Annotated in this window: 13 protein-coding genes and 2 pseudogenes; 2 read left to right on the plus strand and 13 right to left on the minus strand. The window is 69.4% G+C overall.

Features of this window, described 5'->3' with window-relative positions:
• Positions 1-23 precede the first annotated feature (23 nt).
• The 5 genes and pseudogenes from ACQP0U_RS19970 to ACQP0U_RS19990 all read right to left on the minus strand — a co-directional run bounded on the left by ACQP0U_RS19970 (position 24) and on the right by ACQP0U_RS19990 (position 9,123).
• A pseudogene (locus tag ACQP0U_RS19970) lies at positions 24-1,603 on the minus strand (SagB family peptide dehydrogenase).
• Positions 1,604-1,638: 35 nt separating this feature from the next.
• On the minus strand, positions 1,639-3,555 hold the full coding sequence (locus ACQP0U_RS19975; protein WP_433309209.1) for a TOMM precursor leader peptide-binding protein: 1,917 nt from the start codon (positions 3,553-3,555) through the stop codon (positions 1,639-1,641).
• Complete coding sequence (locus ACQP0U_RS19980; RefSeq protein WP_433309211.1) at positions 3,545-5,725, minus strand: TOMM precursor leader peptide-binding protein; 2,181 nt, start codon at positions 5,723-5,725, stop codon at positions 3,545-3,547. The genes ACQP0U_RS19975 and ACQP0U_RS19980 overlap by 11 nt, the downstream gene beginning before the upstream one ends.
• 65 nt (positions 5,726-5,790) lie before the next feature.
• On the minus strand, positions 5,791-7,542 hold the full coding sequence (locus ACQP0U_RS19985; RefSeq protein ID WP_433309212.1) for a BTAD domain-containing putative transcriptional regulator: 1,752 nt from the start codon (positions 7,540-7,542) through the stop codon (positions 5,791-5,793).
• 318 nt (positions 7,543-7,860) lie between these two features.
• Positions 7,861-9,123 (minus strand): amidohydrolase, encoded by a 1,263-nt coding sequence (locus ACQP0U_RS19990; RefSeq protein WP_433309214.1) that lies wholly within the window; start codon positions 9,121-9,123, stop codon positions 7,861-7,863.
• A 215-nt stretch (positions 9,124-9,338) separates the two neighbouring features.
• On the opposite strand from ACQP0U_RS19990, the gene ACQP0U_RS19995 reads away from it, so the two are divergent.
• Positions 9,339-10,379 carry a LuxR C-terminal-related transcriptional regulator gene (locus tag ACQP0U_RS19995; protein ID WP_433309216.1) on the plus strand — a complete coding sequence of 347 codons (1,041 nt, stop codon included), beginning with the start codon at positions 9,339-9,341 and terminating at the stop codon, positions 10,377-10,379.
• Positions 10,380-10,600: 221 nt separating this feature from the next.
• Here the strand turns inward: ACQP0U_RS19995 and ACQP0U_RS20000 are convergent, their stop codons facing one another.
• The 7 genes and pseudogenes from ACQP0U_RS20000 to ACQP0U_RS20030 all read right to left on the minus strand — a co-directional run bounded on the left by ACQP0U_RS20000 (position 10,601) and on the right by ACQP0U_RS20030 (position 16,770).
• A complete protein-coding gene (locus tag ACQP0U_RS20000) occupies positions 10,601-11,272 on the minus strand; it encodes a hypothetical protein (protein WP_433309218.1) in 672 nt (223 codons plus the stop codon).
• A 143-nt stretch (positions 11,273-11,415) separates the two neighbouring features.
• Positions 11,416-11,553, minus strand: a pseudogene (locus ACQP0U_RS20005) (RICIN domain-containing protein); the annotation flags it as partial.
• A gap of 231 nt (positions 11,554-11,784) precedes the next feature.
• Positions 11,785-13,113, minus strand: coding sequence for an RNA-guided endonuclease InsQ/TnpB family protein (locus tag ACQP0U_RS20010; RefSeq protein ID WP_433309220.1), 1,329 nt, complete (start codon positions 13,111-13,113; stop codon positions 11,785-11,787).
• Positions 13,114-13,306: 193 nt separating this feature from the next.
• On the minus strand, positions 13,307-13,471 hold the full coding sequence (locus ACQP0U_RS20015; protein WP_433309221.1) for a cellulase family glycosylhydrolase: 165 nt from the start codon (positions 13,469-13,471) through the stop codon (positions 13,307-13,309).
• Positions 13,456-13,896, minus strand: coding sequence for a hypothetical protein (locus ACQP0U_RS20020; protein ID WP_433309223.1), 441 nt, complete (start codon positions 13,894-13,896; stop codon positions 13,456-13,458). The genes ACQP0U_RS20015 and ACQP0U_RS20020 overlap by 16 nt, the downstream gene beginning before the upstream one ends.
• Positions 13,897-13,925: 29 nt before the next feature.
• Positions 13,926-15,365, minus strand: a complete 1,440-nt coding sequence (locus ACQP0U_RS20025; protein ID WP_433309224.1) for a glycoside hydrolase family 43 protein — start codon at positions 15,363-15,365, stop codon at positions 13,926-13,928.
• A 28-nt stretch (positions 15,366-15,393) separates the two neighbouring features.
• Positions 15,394-16,770, minus strand: a complete 1,377-nt coding sequence (locus tag ACQP0U_RS20030) for a family 43 glycosylhydrolase (RefSeq protein WP_433309226.1) — start codon at positions 16,768-16,770, stop codon at positions 15,394-15,396.
• 435 nt (positions 16,771-17,205) lie between these two features.
• Between ACQP0U_RS20030 and ACQP0U_RS20035 the strand changes: the two genes are divergently transcribed.
• The gene (locus tag ACQP0U_RS20035; RefSeq protein WP_433309228.1) at positions 17,206-17,796 is read left to right on the plus strand and encodes a GNAT family N-acetyltransferase; all 591 of its coding nucleotides are present in this window, start codon (positions 17,206-17,208) and stop codon (positions 17,794-17,796) included.
• A gap of 78 nt (positions 17,797-17,874) precedes the next feature.
• Here ACQP0U_RS20035 and ACQP0U_RS20040 read toward each other — a convergent pair whose 3' ends face one another.
• Complete coding sequence (locus ACQP0U_RS20040) at positions 17,875-19,059, minus strand: low temperature requirement protein A (protein WP_433309230.1); 1,185 nt, start codon at positions 19,057-19,059, stop codon at positions 17,875-17,877.
• Positions 19,060-19,066 lie beyond the last annotated feature (7 nt).

Here is a 19,066-nt window from a genome sequence, read left to right on the forward strand (position 1 = left end):
CGGACTCCGTTCGACTCGATTGATCAGGCGATGTCATAGCGAAAGTCCGCGGGACGGGCCCGTTCGCGGCCGAGCAGCATGATCAGCAGGGGCGCCTCGCCGGTGCCACCCAGGTCGAGCTCCTCGATGAAGGAGATGTTGTCGAAGCCGAGTGCCACGCCGGCGCCGACGTCGAGCGCCGCCCCGGCGGTGTAGAAGTTCTGTGCGACGGCCCCGATGGTGGCGTTGACCAGGCGGTAGCCGCGATCCCCGACCGCATCGAGCACCGCCGTCGTGCGCACGGTCGGGACGATCACCACGCCCGCCTGCTCGAGGTTGTAGTTGGACAGGAAGTAGTTCCGCTGGAGGAACGGCCCGGGGCGACCCGCCTTGACCAGATACAAGGCGTGTCCGTCCGGGTCGTACTCGTACGCGCCAGGGGGCACACCGTCGACGTGGTTGACAAAGGCGTAGAGCTTCGCCAGTCGGGCCGCCCCGGCACCGCTCGCCGCGTCGGTGAAGGGTGTCCGGGCGCTCGCCGCCAGCGCGGTGCCGAGCTGCTCAGCGGTCAACGGCACCTTCGCGTCGAAGCGGCCGAAGCTGCTACGGCGGCGGCGCAGCGCGGTGCGCACCGGGACGTCGAGCGCGAGCGGGGCGGCAGCTCGACAAGCGCGCGGCCCGGCTGCGGCGGATGGGCCGCGGCGGGCACCAGTTGCCCGGCGGCGGGCGCTGCGGTCGCGCCCTGCACCGTCCCTGCGTGGATCCTGGTCATCGTGTCGAAGGTCAGGACGGTCCGCGACCGCTCCTGGTCGCGGTGGCGCACCGACACCCGAGCCGGCGCGCTACCGGGGCGTCGCGCCGAGTCCCAGGCCAGCGGTACGACGGCGAAGATGCCCTCCTCCTCGTTCGCCACACCCAGCAGGTCGGCGATCCGCGGCTCGTCGAACCAGAGCTCCGGCTCCACCAGGCGACCACGGGCACCGGCCCACAGCCGCCAGGTCTGGACGATCGTGCCGATGTCCATCGTGACCGCGTGGAACGAGAAGCTGTTGTACTTGAAGGCGTTTTGCCAGTACTTGACGCTGAGCACGAGGAACTGGTCGTCGTCCTGGCCGGCGCGGTCACCGAGCGCCTCGCGGACGACAGGTGTCACGTCGCCGGTGAGCAGGCGCTGCATCGCGTGGTGCTTCGTCGAATAGTGGTAGACACCCGGCGGCATCGGGCCACTCGGCCCGCAGACCCAGTAGACGCTGACCGGGTAGAGGCCACCGCCCGACGCGGTGCCACGGTTCCAGTTCGCCGTCGTGTACGTCGGCAACGCGCGCAGGTCGGTGTTGGCCTGGACGCCGAGGCGACGGCCGACCAGCCCGTACGAATCGTGCAGCATCGCGGCGAGGAACGGCAGGTCGAACGGGAGTGCCGGGTCCCGACCCGGGCCGTCCAGGCCGTCCTGGACGGTGGCGTCCCCGGGCGGGCTCCCGTCGTACAGCGGGAAGGTCTCGACGCCGGGGAAGTACTTCCCCTTGCGCGGCTGGTCCGGCCAGTTCGGGACGAAATCCTTCGGCTCCATCAGGACACGACCGCGGTGCATGATGGCGGTCGCGTAGTCATATGCGTAACCCATGTCGGTCCTTGTCTGTCGCGTGGTGGCTCGCGCACTCACGGGAACGGATGCGGGACGAGATGCAGGTCCGCGACCTCCAGGTCGTGGTCCCGCAGGCCGGCGGCGGCCAGTGCGGCGCGCATTCGCGGCATGTACGGCGCCCGCTGTCGGGCCCAGCCGAAGTCGATCGGCAGGAGCCCCGGCGCCAGGACGCTCACCGTGTGCAGGCCCAGATCCCGCTGCTCGGGCAGCGTCTGGTCGACCACCACCACGTCGAAACCCTGCGCGGCGACGTCGGCCACGCAGCGCCGCAGGTCCACGGCGAGGTCGTCGGAGAGCAGTTCGGCGCGGCCGGCGGCCGGGTAGACCTCAGCCATGGCCCGGGACTCCCGAGGGGCCACGAAGAACGCCCCGTGCGCGGCCATCTCGGGCAGGCCGTACACGAGCGGATGGTCGTGCAGCGCCTGGACGTTGGCGAAGTCCGCGACCATCGTCCGGTACCGCGCTTCCTCCCGCTCCGTACGGCTGCGCAGGTTGACCGAATCGGTCGCGATCTCGCAGAGGGCCGCCGCCATCGCCGTCTCCGGGTCGAGGCTCGCACCGGCCCCGAAGCAGATGGCGCCCAGGCCACCGTCGATGCGGGTCGCCACCCCGACGACGACCGGGATGCCGAAGGTGATCCGGGCGTCGAAGAACCGCGCCCGGTAACCGCACATCTCCAGGCGGTCGACCATCCACCGGGTGTCGGCGCGGGCACTCGTGCGCGGGTCGATCTCCGGCAGCGTGACCCGGCCGTACCAGGAGAGCAGGAACGCGTCGCGCTCGACGACCTCCATCAGGCCGTGGTAGATCGCCTCCTCGGCGCTGCCGCCCGACGCGCAGCCGTTGGAACTCTCCTGCACGAACCGGTTCTCCAGCCCCGGCGCGTGGTAGTAGGCCAGAATCTCCGGCACCAGCACCGGCCGGTCGTCACGCAGCGAGTGACCCCAGACCCACGGAATCGGCCGATCCGGTGCGAACGGTGTCACCCGTGGGTTCGCCGCGTAGAACGCATCGGAGTAGAGACCGCAGACCCGCGGGTCGACCGCCGCGTCGCCGAGGTCGTCGTACGACGCCGACACCACAGTCCGTTTGGCCTTGGCGCGCATGCCGGCGATCCGTTCGAGCCCTTCCAGGACGCCGATCCGGGCGCTGCGGGCGTAGCTGTCGGCGTGCCCACCCCAGTACGTCTCCCGCAGGTAGCTGCCGGAGCGCAGCAGGAATCCGCCGCTGACCGCCGAGGTGGACGGCGACACCGGGTCGTAGGCGACCATGGGGCCGACCGGCCCACACAACGGGTTCGCGAACGCCTCCACAGTGAACGGGTAGTCGTCGACGGACCGCAGCCGGAACGAGTCGGGCGCCGACTTGCGGGTGGCTCCGATGGACGGGCGGGCGGCCTCCGGTGTGTCCGGCACGCTGCGGCCGCAGGACGGGCACTCGGCGTCCGGCACCACCGGGAAGCGGCGCACCGCCAGCACGGCGAGGTCGACCACGTACACCGAGGCGTACCTGTCCCGGGCCGCCGTCGGGCCGGCCGCGCGCTCGACCTGCGCGTCGACGACCGCCGCGATGGCATCGCCGCCGAAGGCCGACCGGAATGGTGACGGCCCGGCCTGCCGGGTCGGGCCGCCCAGCTCCAGGGCGTCGCGCAGCGAGCGCTGCCGGACCGCCTGCCACCGCCGGGCCAGGCACCGGGGGCACGCCGGGTGGGCGGCGTCCCCCGGGAACGGCCCGACGAGGGCGTACTGGCCGTACAGGTGCACGGTCACCGACGCCGCTTCCGGGCCGTCCGACACGACCAGTTCATCCCGTACGCCGAGCGGCGCGACCGAGACCGTCAGGTCCCCGCCGAGTCGCCGTCGCAGCAACTCCTCGAGTTCGACGCAGTCCCTTGCCCAGTGCTCCGGGGAACCGACGAGGTCAGGCCGCATGGGGGGAACCGCCGGTCAACACGATCCGGGCCGTGTGGATGCCGCCGACGAGCAGGTCCGGCGGGGTGGTACGAATCAGCAGGACGTCGCCGCCCGCGTTGCGGACCCCGTCGAGCAGGTCGTCCCACGTGACGTCCGGTACGTCGGCCGGGACGCCGGTCACCGCGAGCACGGCCGGCTCGAAGTCGGCGACGAGATCGTCCCCCGGGTCGACATCGGCGTCGCGCTCCCGGCCCAGCTGCACCCGGCCGAGCAGGTCTCGCACGGCGGTCACCACTGCGGCGTTCCAGGTCAGCTCACTCCCGGCTGCCCACAGGACGCCGCCGGTGCGGGGATCGGTGGCGTAGGCGATCGCCACGGGCGAGGTGCCGAACCGTCCGCCGCGCAGGTTCAGCACTGTGACGTCCACCCCGGCGTTCGCCGCGGACCGCCGCAGGAAGACGATCTCCGGGTTCTCGATGTCGGACAGCCGCGCCGGGGCCACCTCGGCGTGGCCACGGACCGCGTCGATGATCCGGGTGTACGCGACGGCCGACAGCAGGCCCCGCGCGGCGGCCTCGGCGGGGGATGTGCCCGCCCCGGCACCCGCCGAGGTGGCGATGACCGGCCGGTGGGCGTTGTACTCGCCGAATGGCCGCACCGCGGCGGCCGGCACGCCGATCTCCTCCTTCGTGAGCAGCGACGTCGCCGTCACGACCGGCCCGGTCACCGGTGCCGTGCCACTGCACGTGACGATCTCGGCGACCGTCACCGGCCGGTCCGGCGCCGCCTGTTCGGTGGGCAGGGGAACACCGTGGTCCACGTAGCTGACCGCAGCCGTCCGCAGGGCCGCGAGCCGGGCGCCGGCCAGGGTGTGCAGGTCGAAAGTCGCCACCTCCCGGGTACGCCCAGGGCCGGGCGAGAACCGCAGGGTGCTCACCTTCAACGGGGTCTGGGTCCACTGCTCGTCGCTGAACTCGGCGAACACGCCGACGTTGGGCTGGATCAGGACCTCGCGGCTGGTCAGTTCGGCAAGCAGCTCCGACGCCTCGACCTGCGCCTCGACGATCCGGGTCTGCCCGATGGCGAGGTCTGTCGTGACCGGCTCGTCGAGCACCGCGTCGCCGGAGCAGAATCCGCAGGCCGGGTGCGGCAGCAGTGGCTCGGCGACCACGTCGAGTGACTCGAGGTCCTGGATGATGACCTTGCCGGCCGTCTCCGCCGGCAGGGCGCCGGTCAGGGTCCGGAACACCTCGTACCCGAGGAGGTTCCCGATCATCGCGGCGAGCGGCCGGCCGACCGCGGCGTCGCGGTGGGCCGTGGCGAGGGACACGCCCTGCCACAGGTCGGCGGCGGCCGCCGGGTCGCCGTTGGCGGCGAGGCGCAGTGCGGCGCACAGCCAGCAGCCGGTGCTGCCGGCGGTCATGTGCGGGCCGATCACGGCGCGCCTGCCGAACGTCCACGCGGTGAGCAGGTGACGCCCGGCCGGTACCCGCTCGCTCAGCAGGTCCAGCGTCTGTCGGGCGCCGGCGGACCCGCCGGTCACGACGACGACGTCGTACGCCGCGAGTTCGTCCCAGGTGTAGCGGGGACCGGCGGCCCTGACGACCTCGATGTCGACCGGGCAGCCCTCGTCGGTGAGCACCTGCGCCTCGGCCCGCACCTCGGCGAACAGGTTGTCGGGCTGGTCCAGGCTCGGCATGATGCCGATGCCCGCCGACCCGTTGCGCACCAGACTCAGGACGCACCAGCGTGCCACCAGGTCGTCGCCCAGGACCGCCACCCGCGCATCGCGGAACGTCATGAACCGGGCATCCGCCCCGTCGGCGTAGTGATCCACGTACGCGATCTGCGGCGCGAACCGCCCGGCGACCGCGACCTGTCCCTCGTCGGTGGCCCGGGTCGCCAGCGGCACGTCGCGGGCGAAGCCACGCTCGTACAGCGTCCCGACCAGGTTGGCGACCATGGCCCGCTGCTCCGCGCCGAGCGCCGCGCCGAGGTCGGCGACCTGGTGGTCGCCGGTGAGGTAGGGGACGATCAGGGTGGCCAGCCGGTACGCGCTCCGGCCGCTCAACTGGAAGCCGCCGAGGGAGTTGTGGAACAGGACGCCGTCCGGCGTCTGGGTGTAGAGAACGTCCCGGCGGATGCGCGGCCGGGTCTGGGCGATGTCGTCGAAGGTCGCTGCGGCCATAGCGGAAGCACCTCTGTTTCTTGTGGATGACGGCGGACGCCGTCGGGACGGGGGTGGACCGGCAGTCACGCCGCGAGAGCGGTGCTCCGTTCGCCGTAGCCATGGACGGCGAAGGCCCGGACCAGTTCGTGCATCGTGTAGGTGCCGGAGCCGCCCTCCAGGGCGCCGGCGTCAGCCAGCAGGTCGAGGATCTGACCGGTGGCGGTGACGGGTCGGTCGAGGACACCGGCGAGGTCGGCGAGGGTCATGGACTCCGGGTACGAACATCTGGCGATCCGCACGAGCGCGTCGCTGAGCCGGGGATCGAGCTCGTCGAGCCAGGCCCCGAAGGTCCCGGTGATCGACATCCGCGGGTCGTCGATGAGGGACATCCGGGCGAAGCGGTCGCCCCGCAGCCAGGTGACACAGTCGGCGATCCGGGTGCGCGGGCGAACCTGCAATCGAGCCGCCATGATCCGCAGAGCCAGCGGAAAGTTCCCGCAGAGCGCGGCCAACTGACGCACCGCGCCGGGTTCGGCTCCGGTCCGGTCCGGTCCGAGCAGGACCGAGAGGAGTTCGAAGGCCTCGTCGTCGGTGAACGGGTCGAGCCGGTGCACCCGGCCGCCGTACGTCGCCACCAGCCCGGTGAGGCTCATCCGGCTGGTGATGAGCACGGAGTGTCCACCGTCGAGCGACAGGACCCCGCGGATCTGCTCGGCGTCGAGCACGTCGTCCAGGATGAGCAGGGCCGGGTCTGCCACCCCGGCAGACTGGAGCCGCACCAGCTCGGCGGTCAGCTCCACGGGCGTCCGGGCCGTACCGTCGGGCCGGCGCATTCGGAGCGTGGCGTGGCCTGCCACGGACCTGGCCCGGAGTCGGTCCGCGACGTGCAGCGCCAGCGCCGTCTTGCCGATGCCCGGCGCGCCGGTCAGCACGACCGTCCGCGGGCCCGGCCGATCAGCACCGAGCCACCCGGTGAGCAGCGCGACATCCGCCGCCCGCCCGGTGAAGTCGCTGGTCGCCATCGGTGGCGGTGGCTCCTCCGTCCTCGCCGCGCCACCTGTGGTGATCGGGACATCGTTGGCCGCGCCGACGGGCGTCAACTCATCGCCGCGCAGAATGGCGGCCTCCAGCCGTTGCAGCGACGGTCCCGGATCCAGGCCCAACTCGTCGAGGAGGTACTGCTTGACGTTGCGGTACTCGACCAACGCCTCGGTCTGCCGTCCGGTGCGGTAGAGCGCCTCGATGAGCTGCTCCGCGAAGCGCTCGTGCCCCGGGTGCGAGCGGGCGGCTCGCCACAGGTCGGGCAGCACCTCCCGGCACCGGCCGAGCATCAACTTGAGGTCGTGCACCCGTTCGGACGCCCGCAGCCACTCCTCCGTCAGCCGCGGCGCCTCGTCCCGGCACAGCGCGTCGGACGGCACATTGGCCAGCAGCGCGCCGCGCCACAGCCCCAGGCCCTCGGTCAGGCTGTGCAGCTCGGACTCGGGATCCGTCTCGTTCTCGGCCCTGCCGACCAGTTGGCGGAACCGCAGCAGGTCGAGGGTCTCGGCGTCCGCGACTATGCGGTAGCCGCCCGGAACGGACTCGATCACGTTGCCGGCGATGCCGTGCTTGGCGAAGAGTCGCCGCAGGCGAAGGACGCAGGTCTGGAGCGCGGCCTTGGCCGACGCCGGCTGTTGCTCGCCCCAGATCGCGCCGAGCAACGAGTTGATCGACACCACCGTGTTGGGGCGAAGCAGCAGGGCCGCCAGCAGAGTGGTGGGCTTGGATGGCGGGAGCATGGCGACGTCCCGCCCGTTGGTCAGGTTCAGCGTGCCCAGGATTTGAAAACTCATGCGCCGGAATTGGGCTGCACCCGCGGTCTCACCATTCGCGAGACTCGTCATAGCATCGTCCTGCTCAACAGGGACACACCGTTTCTCCCCCCACTCGACACCGATGACAATTGCGGGATGATTTCGACCGCGCTCCCCTCCTGCGGGATTAGCGCTTTCGCTCTGCGGTGCTGTGACAAGTTTGTTGAGTGGGCAATAGAAGGGTCAAGGAACGACCGGCGGTAAGAAGCTGCATGGCAGCTTTCCCACGAATGGCGTGGCCGCCTCGTCGCAGAATCGCCGCTGGTGGCGGGCGGTCGTCCAAGGCGTCATCCGTGGTCACCGCCGCAGGTGGGCGAGCGCGGCGAGCGTCATCGCCGAGATGCCGGTCGGCAGGGCCAGGGCCACATGCGGGGCGAACGCGGGAGAGTGGTTGGCGGGCACCGGGATCGTCGCCGCCGTCGACCATTGGCGAGGGCTCGCCACGCCCAGCAGCCAGTAGACCGTCGGTATGCCCGAACGGCCGTGCACACCGCTGCCCTCATCGCCGAAGAGCGGGAAATCCTCGGTCGCCATCGCCCGTGGCCAGGACGCGATCCGCGAAGCGCCGAAGGCGGCCTCGTGCGCCGCGCGTACCACGGCGGTGGCCGTGGCATCCGGCAGGTTCACCGGCGATGAGGAGACCGTTCGGATCTCGGGTTCACGGTCCGCTCCGGACGCCGCACACTCGGCCCTGACTATCCGGGTGACCGCGGCGACCACGCGGTCCAGGGTGGCGGTGGCGAACGCGCGAATCGTCAACCCGATGACGGCGTCGGCGGGAATGACGTTGCCCGTCTCGCCGGCCCGCAGCGAGCCGACGGTGAGTACGACCTGCTCAGCCGGGTCCACCTCCCGGGACACGACCGTCTGCAGGCGGAGCACGACGGCCGCGGCGATGACCACGGGGTCGATGGTGAGGTGCGGCGTCGCCGCGTGACCGCCTCGACCGAGGATCGTGATCTCCAGGGAGACGCTGCCGGCCATCACCGGCCCGGTGCCGAACGCCAGCATCCCCGCCGGAAGGGGCGCGCTGTGCTGAGCGAGGACGACATCGGGCCGACCGGTCAGGTCGTACAGACCCGCCGCCAGCATGGCGCGGGCCCCCTCCAGGGTCTCCTCGGCGGGTTGCCCGACGATGGCGAGTGTCCCACTCCATTCGTCGCGATCAGCTGCCAGTACGTGAGCGGCCCCGGCCAGACAGGCGAGGTGCAGGTCGTGCCCGCAGGCATGCATCACCGGCACCTCCCGGCCGCTGGGATCGGCGGCCACCGCCTCACTCGCGTACGGCAGGCCGGTCTCCTCCCTGACCGGCAGCGCGTCGAGTTCGGCGCGGAGAAGGACCGTCGGGCCGACGCCGTTACGCAGGACGCCCACCACACCGTGACCCCCGACCTCGGTGGACACTCGATAGCCGTCACCGCGCAGCCGCTCGGCGAACTTGCCTGCCGTCCGTGTTTCCGCGCCCGACAGCTCGGGATGGGCATGCACGTCGATGTAGAAGGCGGCCGCCTCCGGTAGGGCCGCGTGCCGGCCAGACAGGGGTTCAGAGGTTGATTTCATCCAGAAGTCCTTTTGGTACCGGCGATTTCCCTGGAGGGCTGCCGAAAGAAGGTGACCACTTCCTGTCCCGTACGGAAAAAATCTCCCCGAACGGGTCCCGCCATCGGCGGATGAGCGGAATTGCAGTGGTCGAACGGATCTTGCATGACCGCACGGCGACTGATAACTTGCGGGCATTTCAATATGTTGAGCTGTCGGGGTGGTGAGGTGACCCGGTGAAGGCTGAGGACCACCGACAGGGAAACCGGCCAGAGGGCGCAATCACTGTTGAAGCGGCCAATCTCTACCAATGGATTCTGCAACGGGGGCAGGTATCCAGTGGGGAGCTGGAGGACGCGACCGCCGCCCTCGGGCAGTCCCCTGAGGAGCTGGCCGAGGCCCTGGCTTCGCTGCTGGCCCTGCGGCTGCTGCGGCACGCGCCCGAAGAGCCCGACGTACTGGTGGCGAACAGCCCGGATGCGGCCGTCGCGGAGCTGGTGGCTCCCCTCGAGTTCGAGGTACGTCAGCGCCAGCGCCGGATGGAGGCGCTGGAGGCGACCCTGCTGGCCTTCAACCCGATCTACTTCAACACCCGACAGGTCCGCAACCGGCGTGAGGCCATCGACATCATCGACGAGGTGGACCGGGTACGCGCCACTCTCGCCGGGATCGCCCGACGATGCACTGTCGAGGTCTTCAGCGCCCATCCCGGGGTGCTATCGGACGGCGCCATCGAGGAGTCCCTGCCGAAGGACCTCGAGATGCTGGCCCGCGGGATTCGAATAAGAACAGTCCACCAACATCCGGTGCGTGTCCATCCGCGCATGCGCCCTTTCCTCAAAGAGCTCGTCGATGCGGGCTGCGACGTGCGCACCCGAGAAGAGATCACCGACCGGATAATCATCTTCGACCGTGAGATTGCGGTCATTCCGAACATGCTCGCGAGCGGTGCGGTCGTCCTACGGGAGCCTTCCGTGGTGGATTACCTGTACCGCTCGCTGGAGCAGGTGTGGGCCTCGGCCCTGCCCTTCGACGACGAGACCACGCCGAACGGCGGCTACGGAGTGGCCGGCGACGACCTCAAACGGGCACTGCTACACCTGCTGGCGGCCGGCCGCAAAGACGAGTTCATCGCTCGCAAGTTGAGCATCTCGGTGCGCACCTGCCGCCGGCACATCGCAGAAATCATGCATGACCTGGGCGCGGAGAGCCGGTTCCAGGCCGGGGTGCTCGCGCGGCAACGCGGGCTGTTGGACGATCTCACCGAGGCAGGGTGAGAACGGCCGCGCCAGTCAGTCCCAACCCGTGGAGTTCCCGCCGCTGAGGATCCGCATCTCGCTCCCCCTTCCGGTGGCGATCATTGCCGGCCGTGTCACCTGGCATACCCAAATTCTGCGGGCGCCGGGCGGCGGCGAATAGCCACAGGAAGCTGCGTGACATGTTGTTCCGTGTCCGGCTGTCGGCATGCCCGACAGCCCCACGCCAACACCCGACGGGCTCAGTCGAGTACCGACTCGCCACCCGGGTAGGCGAACGACGCGCGCGGTGAGTAGAAGCCCCAGACGATCGCCAGTGGATCAGCCGGACGCAGCGCGTACACCGGGTGGTCGGGTTCGAGGAACTCCAGCGACTCGACCTCGAACGGGTCGACCGGCGCCGCCACGAACGGATAGTTGCCGCTGAGCAGCGTGCCGTCGAGCCGGGTGAGGTAGCGCAACTGGCCCTGGTTGACGGCGTCGCCGGTGCGCCCGACGCGGGCCGTAGTCCTGATCACGGGTACGCCGTCCGCCTCGGTGGTCGCGATCAGGCGACGCCCGCGTACCTCGATGGTGGTCCTTCCGGGGGTAGCCGGCACGCCCCGGGCGGCGGCGTAGGCCCGGACGACCGGGCTGGAATTGAAGTAGTGGGTCCACCAGCGGCCGGGCGTGACACCGTCGGGAGCGTCGACCCCGGAGAGGTCCGGACCGATGTACGTCAGGGAGTAGGCGCCGAAGCCGGAGGTCTGCCCGGCGTCGTCGACGACGTACTGGTTCATGAAGACCTGGTGGTTCGGTGCCGGCGTGAGCCCGTCGGGCACCAGGGCGGCCACCGCGTCGGGGTCGGCCGGCAGCCAACCGAAGTAGATCATTCTGCTGTTCACGACGAGCTGCGGAGCGACGAGTTCGGTCACGAGGGGTCCTTCCGCTGGGCATCGATCCGTAGTCGCGACGCTACGGAGCCGCCCGCCGCCGAGACAACGACGGATTGCCGACATGCCACCCGTCCGGCTCGTGCGGGGGCCACAGCGGATCGGTAGTCACGTCGAGACGACCGTCAGACGGTCGTACGCGACCACTGCTGGTTGGCGCCGGTGTTGCAGGTGTACTGGCCGAGTTCGGCACCGTCGGCGGTCGACGCGCTCACCATATCGAGGCACTTTCCGCCGTGCCGGCTGATGATGCGCCAGTACCCCCTGCCGGCGTCCCGGAACTGCCACTGCTGCCACGCACTGCCGCCGTACGTGTACTGGCGACGCGTGCGCCGTTGTCGGTGTTCGGTTGCTGGACGTCCATGGCCTTGCCGCTGTGCCGCACGTCGATCCGGTAGAGCGCTCCCGACGACGGTGGAGGCGTCGTCGGGCCCCCATCGATGGTGTCGCCCACCCGTAGCGGATCTGGTCGGCGCCGGAGGTGTTGCGGGCGGTCAGGTTGAGGTTGGTGCCGCTGCCGCTGAGGGCGGCGAACATCGAGTACCAGTCTTGACATCCTCGCCGCCTTGAAGGGCGGAGATTCCCTCCACGCTGCGTGTGGAACACGCGGCGTCCGGGTGGGTTACCGCTTCGCGGCGCGGTGCCGGCACGGATGCTGGTCTTACCTGCGCTCCACGGTCGTTGAAGTCCGCCTGTCCGGCGGCCTTGATGTTCTTCGCGGCGTTGATGTCCCGGTCGTGGGCTGCGCCGCACGGGCAGTTCCACGCGCGGACGTTCAGCGTCATCTTGTCGTTGACCCTGCCACAGTCCGAGCACATCCGGGTCGACGGGAAGAACCTGTTAACCCGGGCGAACGTGCGCCCGTACCGGGCAGCCTTGTACTCCACCATGCTGGTAAACGACGACCATCCGGCGTCGTGCACGGACTTCGCGAGCCGGGTCCGACCGAGACCGACCACGCACAGATCCTCGACGTACACCGCTTGGTTGTCACGGATGATCGATGTCGAGAGCTTGTGCTGCCAGTCCCGTCGAGTGTCAGCCACCCGCGCATGAGCACGGGCGACCTTCACCACAGCCTTCTCACGGCGGTTGCTGCCCTTAGTCTTGCGAGACAGGTCCTGCTGCAACCGCTTGAGCTTGCGCGCCGCACGGCGCAGAAACTTCGGCGCGCTCACCTTCGTGCCGTCGGACATCACCGCGAAGTGGGTCAGACCCAGATCGATACCGACCTCAGAATCCGTCCCCGCCAGCGCCACGTCGATGGTATGCACCACGAACGAGGCGAAATACCGCCCGGCCGCGTCCCGGATCACCGTGACCGAACTAGCCTCCGACGGCAGGCTACGCGACCACCGAACCGACACGTCACCGACCTTCGGCAGCCGAAGCCGACCGTTGCCGAGGACCTTGAACCGGCTGTTCCTGGTAAACCGGATCGTCTGCCGGTTGTCTTTACGGGACCGAAACCGCGGCGATGCCACCATGCGGCCCTTACGCTTGCCGGTGATCGAGGAGAAAAAGTTGCGGTACGCCGAGTTCAGATCCGCGAGCGCCTGCTGCAAAACCACCGCGGACACCTCGCCCAACCACGCCCGTTCCGGCGTGTCCTTGGCCTGAGTAATGACCCGCTTGGACAACTCACCGTCCGAGACGTACCCCTCGCCAGCCTCGCGCGCCTGCAGACGCAGACGCAGCCCATCGTTGAACACCACCCGCGCACACCCGAACGCCCTCGCCAAAGCGGCGCACTGGACAGCGTCCGGATAGACCCGAAAGTTGTAACGAAGCTGCACAAGGCCGAGTGTCCCACGTGGGTCCATGGCAGACCTTTAAGGGATCCGCACTGGCAGGCTACGTGTTCTATCTCTACATGCCCACGTGTTGTTCGTGACGACGTTCCGGCACAAAGTTTCTCGGTGATCGGCGCCTCGCCCGGATGAAAGGATCGTGCGGGCGGTGTGCGCCGGCTTCGAGACCGAACTGGTCGAAGTCAACAGAGAACAACGACACCCGCTACTCCTCAGCTTCCCCCCGGGCGGGCACGGCCGAGTAGTGGTAGCTGAGCCAGTTCGCCGCGACGTTTCGCCACTCCGCCGAGCTGTAGCCGTGCGGCTCGTTCATCGGCTCGAAGTAGACGTTGGTGTTCGACCCGTACGTGTTGGTCACCGTGGACCACATCGCGTTCCACGCGGCGAGGTTCGTGATCCTGCCGCCGGAGGCCGCCCCGTCCTCCAGTAGGCGAGGATGACCTTGAATCCGCGGGCGGTGGCCGCGTCGATGGCGCCCCGGTACGCCTCCCACCAGGCCGTCCCCACCGTGTGGGTGTTGATGGGCAGCCGGACGGTGTTGACCCCCATGGTGGACGCCATGTCGTCGTAGAGGGCGTTGGCCTTGGCCCGTACCGTCGCGTTGCTGTCGGACGCGCTCAGGCCCTGCACGACGAGCGGGCCGGTGCTGAAGTTGTCGCCCAACACTGCCCAGTTCATGCCTCGGAACTGGTTGGTGGCGGCGGTGGCCGGCGACGACGCGACGACGACGACGACGCCGACCATTGCCGTCAGCGCGGCCACCAGGGCGGACATCGCCCGTCGAGGTAGTGCCACAGTCGGGACTCCTTGATCAGGGACCAGGCTCAGCTGGTCACGCGGAAGGTGGCGTCGGCACGGCTCTGCGCATCGGGGATCAGGTCGAGTCGGAGCAGGTAGCTGTAGTGCCGGATGTAGCGGTCCGGGTGGCTGTAGGACTGGAACGACGTCCACGAGGAGTTGGCGAGGCCGGCGACCTGCCGGAAGGTGGCGTCGGCGGCGAAGGTGGCGGTGCCGTCGTTGGCTTCCAGCCGGAAGTCGAACCCGTAGTGGCGCAGGTAGTAGCCCGGGTAGTTGACCGACTGGATGGAGACCGTGCCGGAGCCGACCAGGCCGGGTACCACCCGCCACTGACCGTCCTGGGCGGGGCTGACGTTCGCTTCGATGCGGACGTCGTAGTCGTAGTGCCGCACGTACCGGTCCTGGAAGTTGTAGGACTGGATCCGGTTGACCGCGGTGGCGGGCCAGCGCGCGAGCACGCGGTTCTGTTCGGCGGCGGTCAGGTTGAGGATCGAACCGTGCCGTTTCTTGGTGCCACCCATGGCGTACGAGCCGGACGCCGGCAGCCGGTAGCTACCCGGGCTCGACGGATCGGTGGTCAGAACCGGCAGGTAGCCGCGTCCGCTGGAGTACTGGTCGAGGTAGAGGACCCACTCGTTGCGGGTGTTCATCTTCATCCACATCGGGCCTTCGACCTGTGCGCCGGTCAGCCCGATGCCGGAGAGGTTCCCGAGGTTGGTCCAGGTGCCGAGGATGGAGTTGCTGCCTTCGATGGCGATCTGGCCGTCGCGGGAGGCCCGGACGTAGCGGTAGGCGCCGACGCCGGTCGGCACCTCGACGATCTGGGTGTCGATGATCTCCTGGTTCCCAGGCCGATTGATGTAGACCTGCGGCGTGGTGACGCTGCGGAAGTCCGTCGTCCGCGCGTAGTAGATGCGGTGCTTGGTTGCGCCGTTGAGCGGGACGTTCGTCGCCCAGTAGAGGACGTAGTCACCGGTGGCCGGGTTCCAGATCGCCTCCGGAGCCCAGGCGTTGCGTCCGTCCGGGATCGCGCCGGCGACGTTGAGCAGCCACGGCGCCGACCAGTTGACCAGGTCGGTGGACTCCCACACGACGAGGTTGCGGCTGCCGTTGTTGATCGCTGTCGACCAGTCCTGACCGCAGCCGATGCACAGGTCCGTGGCGATGATCCAGTACCTGTCGCCGGCCGGTGAGCGGACCAGGGCGGGGTCGCGGACACCGCGGGTGCCGACGGTGGATCGCAGCACCAGCCCACCGTTGTTGAGGTCGTTCCAGCGGAGGCCGTCGGTGCTGTGGGCGAGGTAGATCTGCTGGTCGGTCGACGACTCGCCGGTGAAGTGCGCCATCAGGTAACCGACGGTCGGGTCGAGCGCGGCCGCCTCCTTCGGTGTCGCGGCCGACCAGGTGGTGAACAGCAGGCACGCGGCGACCATGACCGCACAGAGCCGGGCGAGGACTCTCGACATGTGTGTCTCTCCTTCGCGAAGCGGTCGGCTAGAGGGTCGGTACGACGGGGCGGATGGTGCCGTCGGTGCTGAACTCCATCCGGTCGATGGCGGTTTCGCGGTTGGTGCCGTTGCCGGCCGGCACGGCGAACCGGTGGTAGGCGATGTACCAGGTGTCGCTGCCGGGTGCCCGGATCACGGAGTGGTGGCCGGTGCCCTTGATGCCGACCTCCAGCCGCTTCTGCAGCACCACGCCGCGCCTGGTCCACGGCCCGAGGGGTGCGGAGCCGGTGGCGTAGGCGACCCGGTAGTCCTCGCTGCGCGTGTCGTTCTCCGACCACATGAAGTAGTAGAGCCCGTTGCGCTTGAACACGAACGGCGCCTCGTTGTAGCCCGATGGCGTGATGACCCGCGCCTGCGTCGTGTCGAAGGAGACCATGTCGGTGTTCAGCCGTACCGCCCGGGCGACGCCCTGACCCCAGTACAGGTAGGACTGCCCGTCGTCGTCGGTGAACACCATGGGGTCGATCGCCTGCCCGCCGGAGAACTGGTCGCTGCGGACGAGCGGTCGGCCCAGCGCGTCGCGGAACGGCCCGGTGGGGCTGTCGGCCACCGCCACGCCCAGTTGTTTGGCCGTGTTGCCGCTGGCCGCGCCACCGCTGAAGTACAGGTAGTAGCGGCCGTTGGCGCTGGCCACCGCCGGCGCCCAGGCCGAGTTGTCCGCCCAGGACACGTCCGGGCCGTGGTCGAGAATCACGCCGTGGTCGGTCCAGTTGACCAGGTCGGTGGAGGAGAACGCCTTGTAGTAGGTGCCGGCCCAGCTCGCGTAGCCGTCGGTGGTCGGGTACAGGTAGTAGCGGCCGTTGAGTACGGCGATGTGCGGGTCGGCGAAGAGGCCCGGGATCACCGGGCCCTTGGTGGTCCTGGGTGCCCAGGGCGCGACGAGGCGGAAGGAGCTGTCCGCCCGGAACGCGGCCGTGTCCTGGTAGGCGTCGAGCCAGAGTGCGAAGTCGCGGTGCCGGATCCGCCGGTTCGGGTAGTTGTACGCGGCGAGCGCCACCGATCCACTGACCGAGCCGTCCACCGCGCAGAAGGTGGCGTCGGCCCGGAACGTCGCGTCGCCGGTGTTCGGGTCGACTCGGAGCCGGTAGTCGCGGTGCCGCAGGAACAGGCCTGCCTTCGTCTGGAACGAGTAGCAGGCCGGGGACGCCAGACCGTTGACCACGGTGAGGGTGGCATCCAGCTTGACCTGGTTGGCACTGCTGGAGGTCACCGGGTCGAGCTGACCGAGATAGTCGATGTGCCGTACGTACCGTCCGGCCTGGTTGACCGCCTCGAGCGAGACGGCGCCGGTCGGCAGCGTGGCGGCTTGCGCCGGCCCGTCCGCCACCACCACGACAGCCGCTGCGGCCACGGCGGAGAGCACGAGGAGGGAACGTAGACGCCTGGTCGATGCTCCCGACAGCGATGCCGCCGTCGTACGCCCTGGCACCACAATCCTGCCCTCCCTGGAAAGGTCATCTATGTTAGCGTTAACAACACCAGCCTCGGGTCGGGCCCAGGCTCTGGCGACGCGTGACGTGCCCACACAGAAACGTTCTGCAGCTTCCGACGCAATGTGTTCGGCTCGTTACGTTCGCGTTGCGGACAAGTGTTAGCGATCGCATCGACAGGTGTCAAGGGACCGACCACGGCCGCTCCCCCGGAACCCTCGGTCACGTCAACCGCCATTCGGAGTCCCGGTCAGGGCCGCACGCCCGTGGCGGCAAGGCCAGACCGATGGGTCCAAGTGGGAGGGACGCCACCGGCCAGCGATCGGAAACCTGTTGCCTGTGCCGAATGCCAGGCTGAGAATCAGTCGATGCCCAGCGACCAGGCGACCTCCGATTTCTCGATCAAGCCCACTCTCACCGGCGAGCGGGTGATCCTGCGTCCCTTCGTCGACGACGACCTGGACACCTTCCGGGCGGTGGTGGCCGACCCCGAGGTGGCCCGACTGACCGGCAGCCCGGCCGACGACGCTCCCGACGAGGAGCGGATGCGCGCCTGGTACGGCAGCCGCAACGCCCAGACCGACCGGCTCGACCTGGCGGTCGTGGACCGCGCCACCGGGGCCTGCGTCGGCGAGGTGGTCCTCAACGACTGGGACCCCGACAACCGGAACTGCAACTTCCGCACCCTGCTCGCCGCTGCCGGCCGCGACCGCGGCCTGGGCACCGAGGCGGTACGCCTGGTCGTCGGCCACGGTTTCGAAAGGCTCGGCCTGCACCGCATCTCGCTGGAGGTGTTCGCCTTCAACCCCCGGGCCCGGCGGGTGTACGAGAAGGTCGGCTTCGTGGCCGAGGGTGTGCTGCGGCAGGTCCTGCACGACGGCGACGGCTGGGTTGACGCCACGCTGATGTCGATCCTCGCGCCCGAGTGGGCGGCGCACCGGGGACATCCCGACCGCTGACAGAGCAACGCCGGCCTCCCGGCAGCGGTTGGCGTAGCTGGTCGCGCGACGCCGCAGCGTTGCGGGCGTCGGATGAGGTCATTCGCGCACGACGGGGCCCGCGTCCACGGGACCCGGGTCGCCACGCATCTCGCCCTCTGTCGCGCTCTCCTCGGTCAGCGGGTGGCGGTGCGTGATGACCCCTTCCAGCACGCTCACCCCGGCAACCACCGCCAACAGGGTCGCCAGGGCGGCCAGGGCCGGCACCAGGGGTGCCAGTGGCAGCAGGACCAGGCAGAGCGCGCTTACGCTGATCCGTCGCCGCGCGATCTGTCGATGGATCCGCCAGTGGGTGTAGGCGAAGGCGCCGAGGAAGAGCGCGGCACCGCCGAAGAGCAGGGTGTCCTCGCCGGCCTGAAGCGGCTTGAGGGGCTCTGTCACCACCTCGGACAGGCCGACGGCGACCATGATGATCGCGAAACTGAACAGCAGGTGCCCGTACACCATGACGGACCGGCGAATGTCTGCCTGGTGCGCGCTCCGGGCCACCGCCTGCCGGAAGGCCCGGACACCGTAGATGAAGTACGCCCACCAGAGTGCGCAGACCAGGGAGTAGGAGAGGCAGACGGCGACCAACCGGGCGAGGGTCAGCGGCTCGTCCACAGCTACCATTCCGAGCTGGATCACCGACTCGCCGAGCACGAGGATGATCAGCAGTCCGTAGCGGTGTGTGTAGTGCAGCGGCCGAACTCGGACCTTCGCGAGAGTCCGTCGGGTGAGCGTGGTGCCGATCAGGTCGACGAGGATCGCGATCGACCAGAGCACGATTCGCGTCGTTCCGTGCAGCAGGCCACCCGCCAGTTGCAGCGGACCGGCCAGCAGGCCCGACCCATAGGGGCGAAAGACCGGGGACCGCCAGCCGCCCGGGGTGCGGAGGGCCAGTGCCCCCAGCAGTATCCGCATCGTCACGTAGACACCGGCGAACAGCAGGCCCCGATCATCAAAGGCGCCGGGGACCGTCAGGGCCAGGAGCAGACTGCCGAGCCCGAGGGCAAAGACCCCGGCCCGGTCCAGCGCGTTGCCGACATCGCGTTGGTCGGTATAGATCGTGGTGCCAACCCATGCCCAGTAGACGGTTACGAACAGGAGCAGTACCCGGCCTATCCCCGCCCAACTGTGGTCGCCGTGCAGCATGTGGGAGAACTGGGTGAGCGCGAACACGAAGGCCAGGTCGAAGAAGAGCTCTTCCCAAATGACCCCCTTCTCGGGAGGCGAGGTCGGCACTCTGACA

Origin of the sequence: Micromonospora sp. CA-269861, assembly GCF_050948505.1 — a bacterium.
GTDB lineage: Bacteria > Actinomycetota > Actinomycetes > Mycobacteriales > Micromonosporaceae > Micromonospora.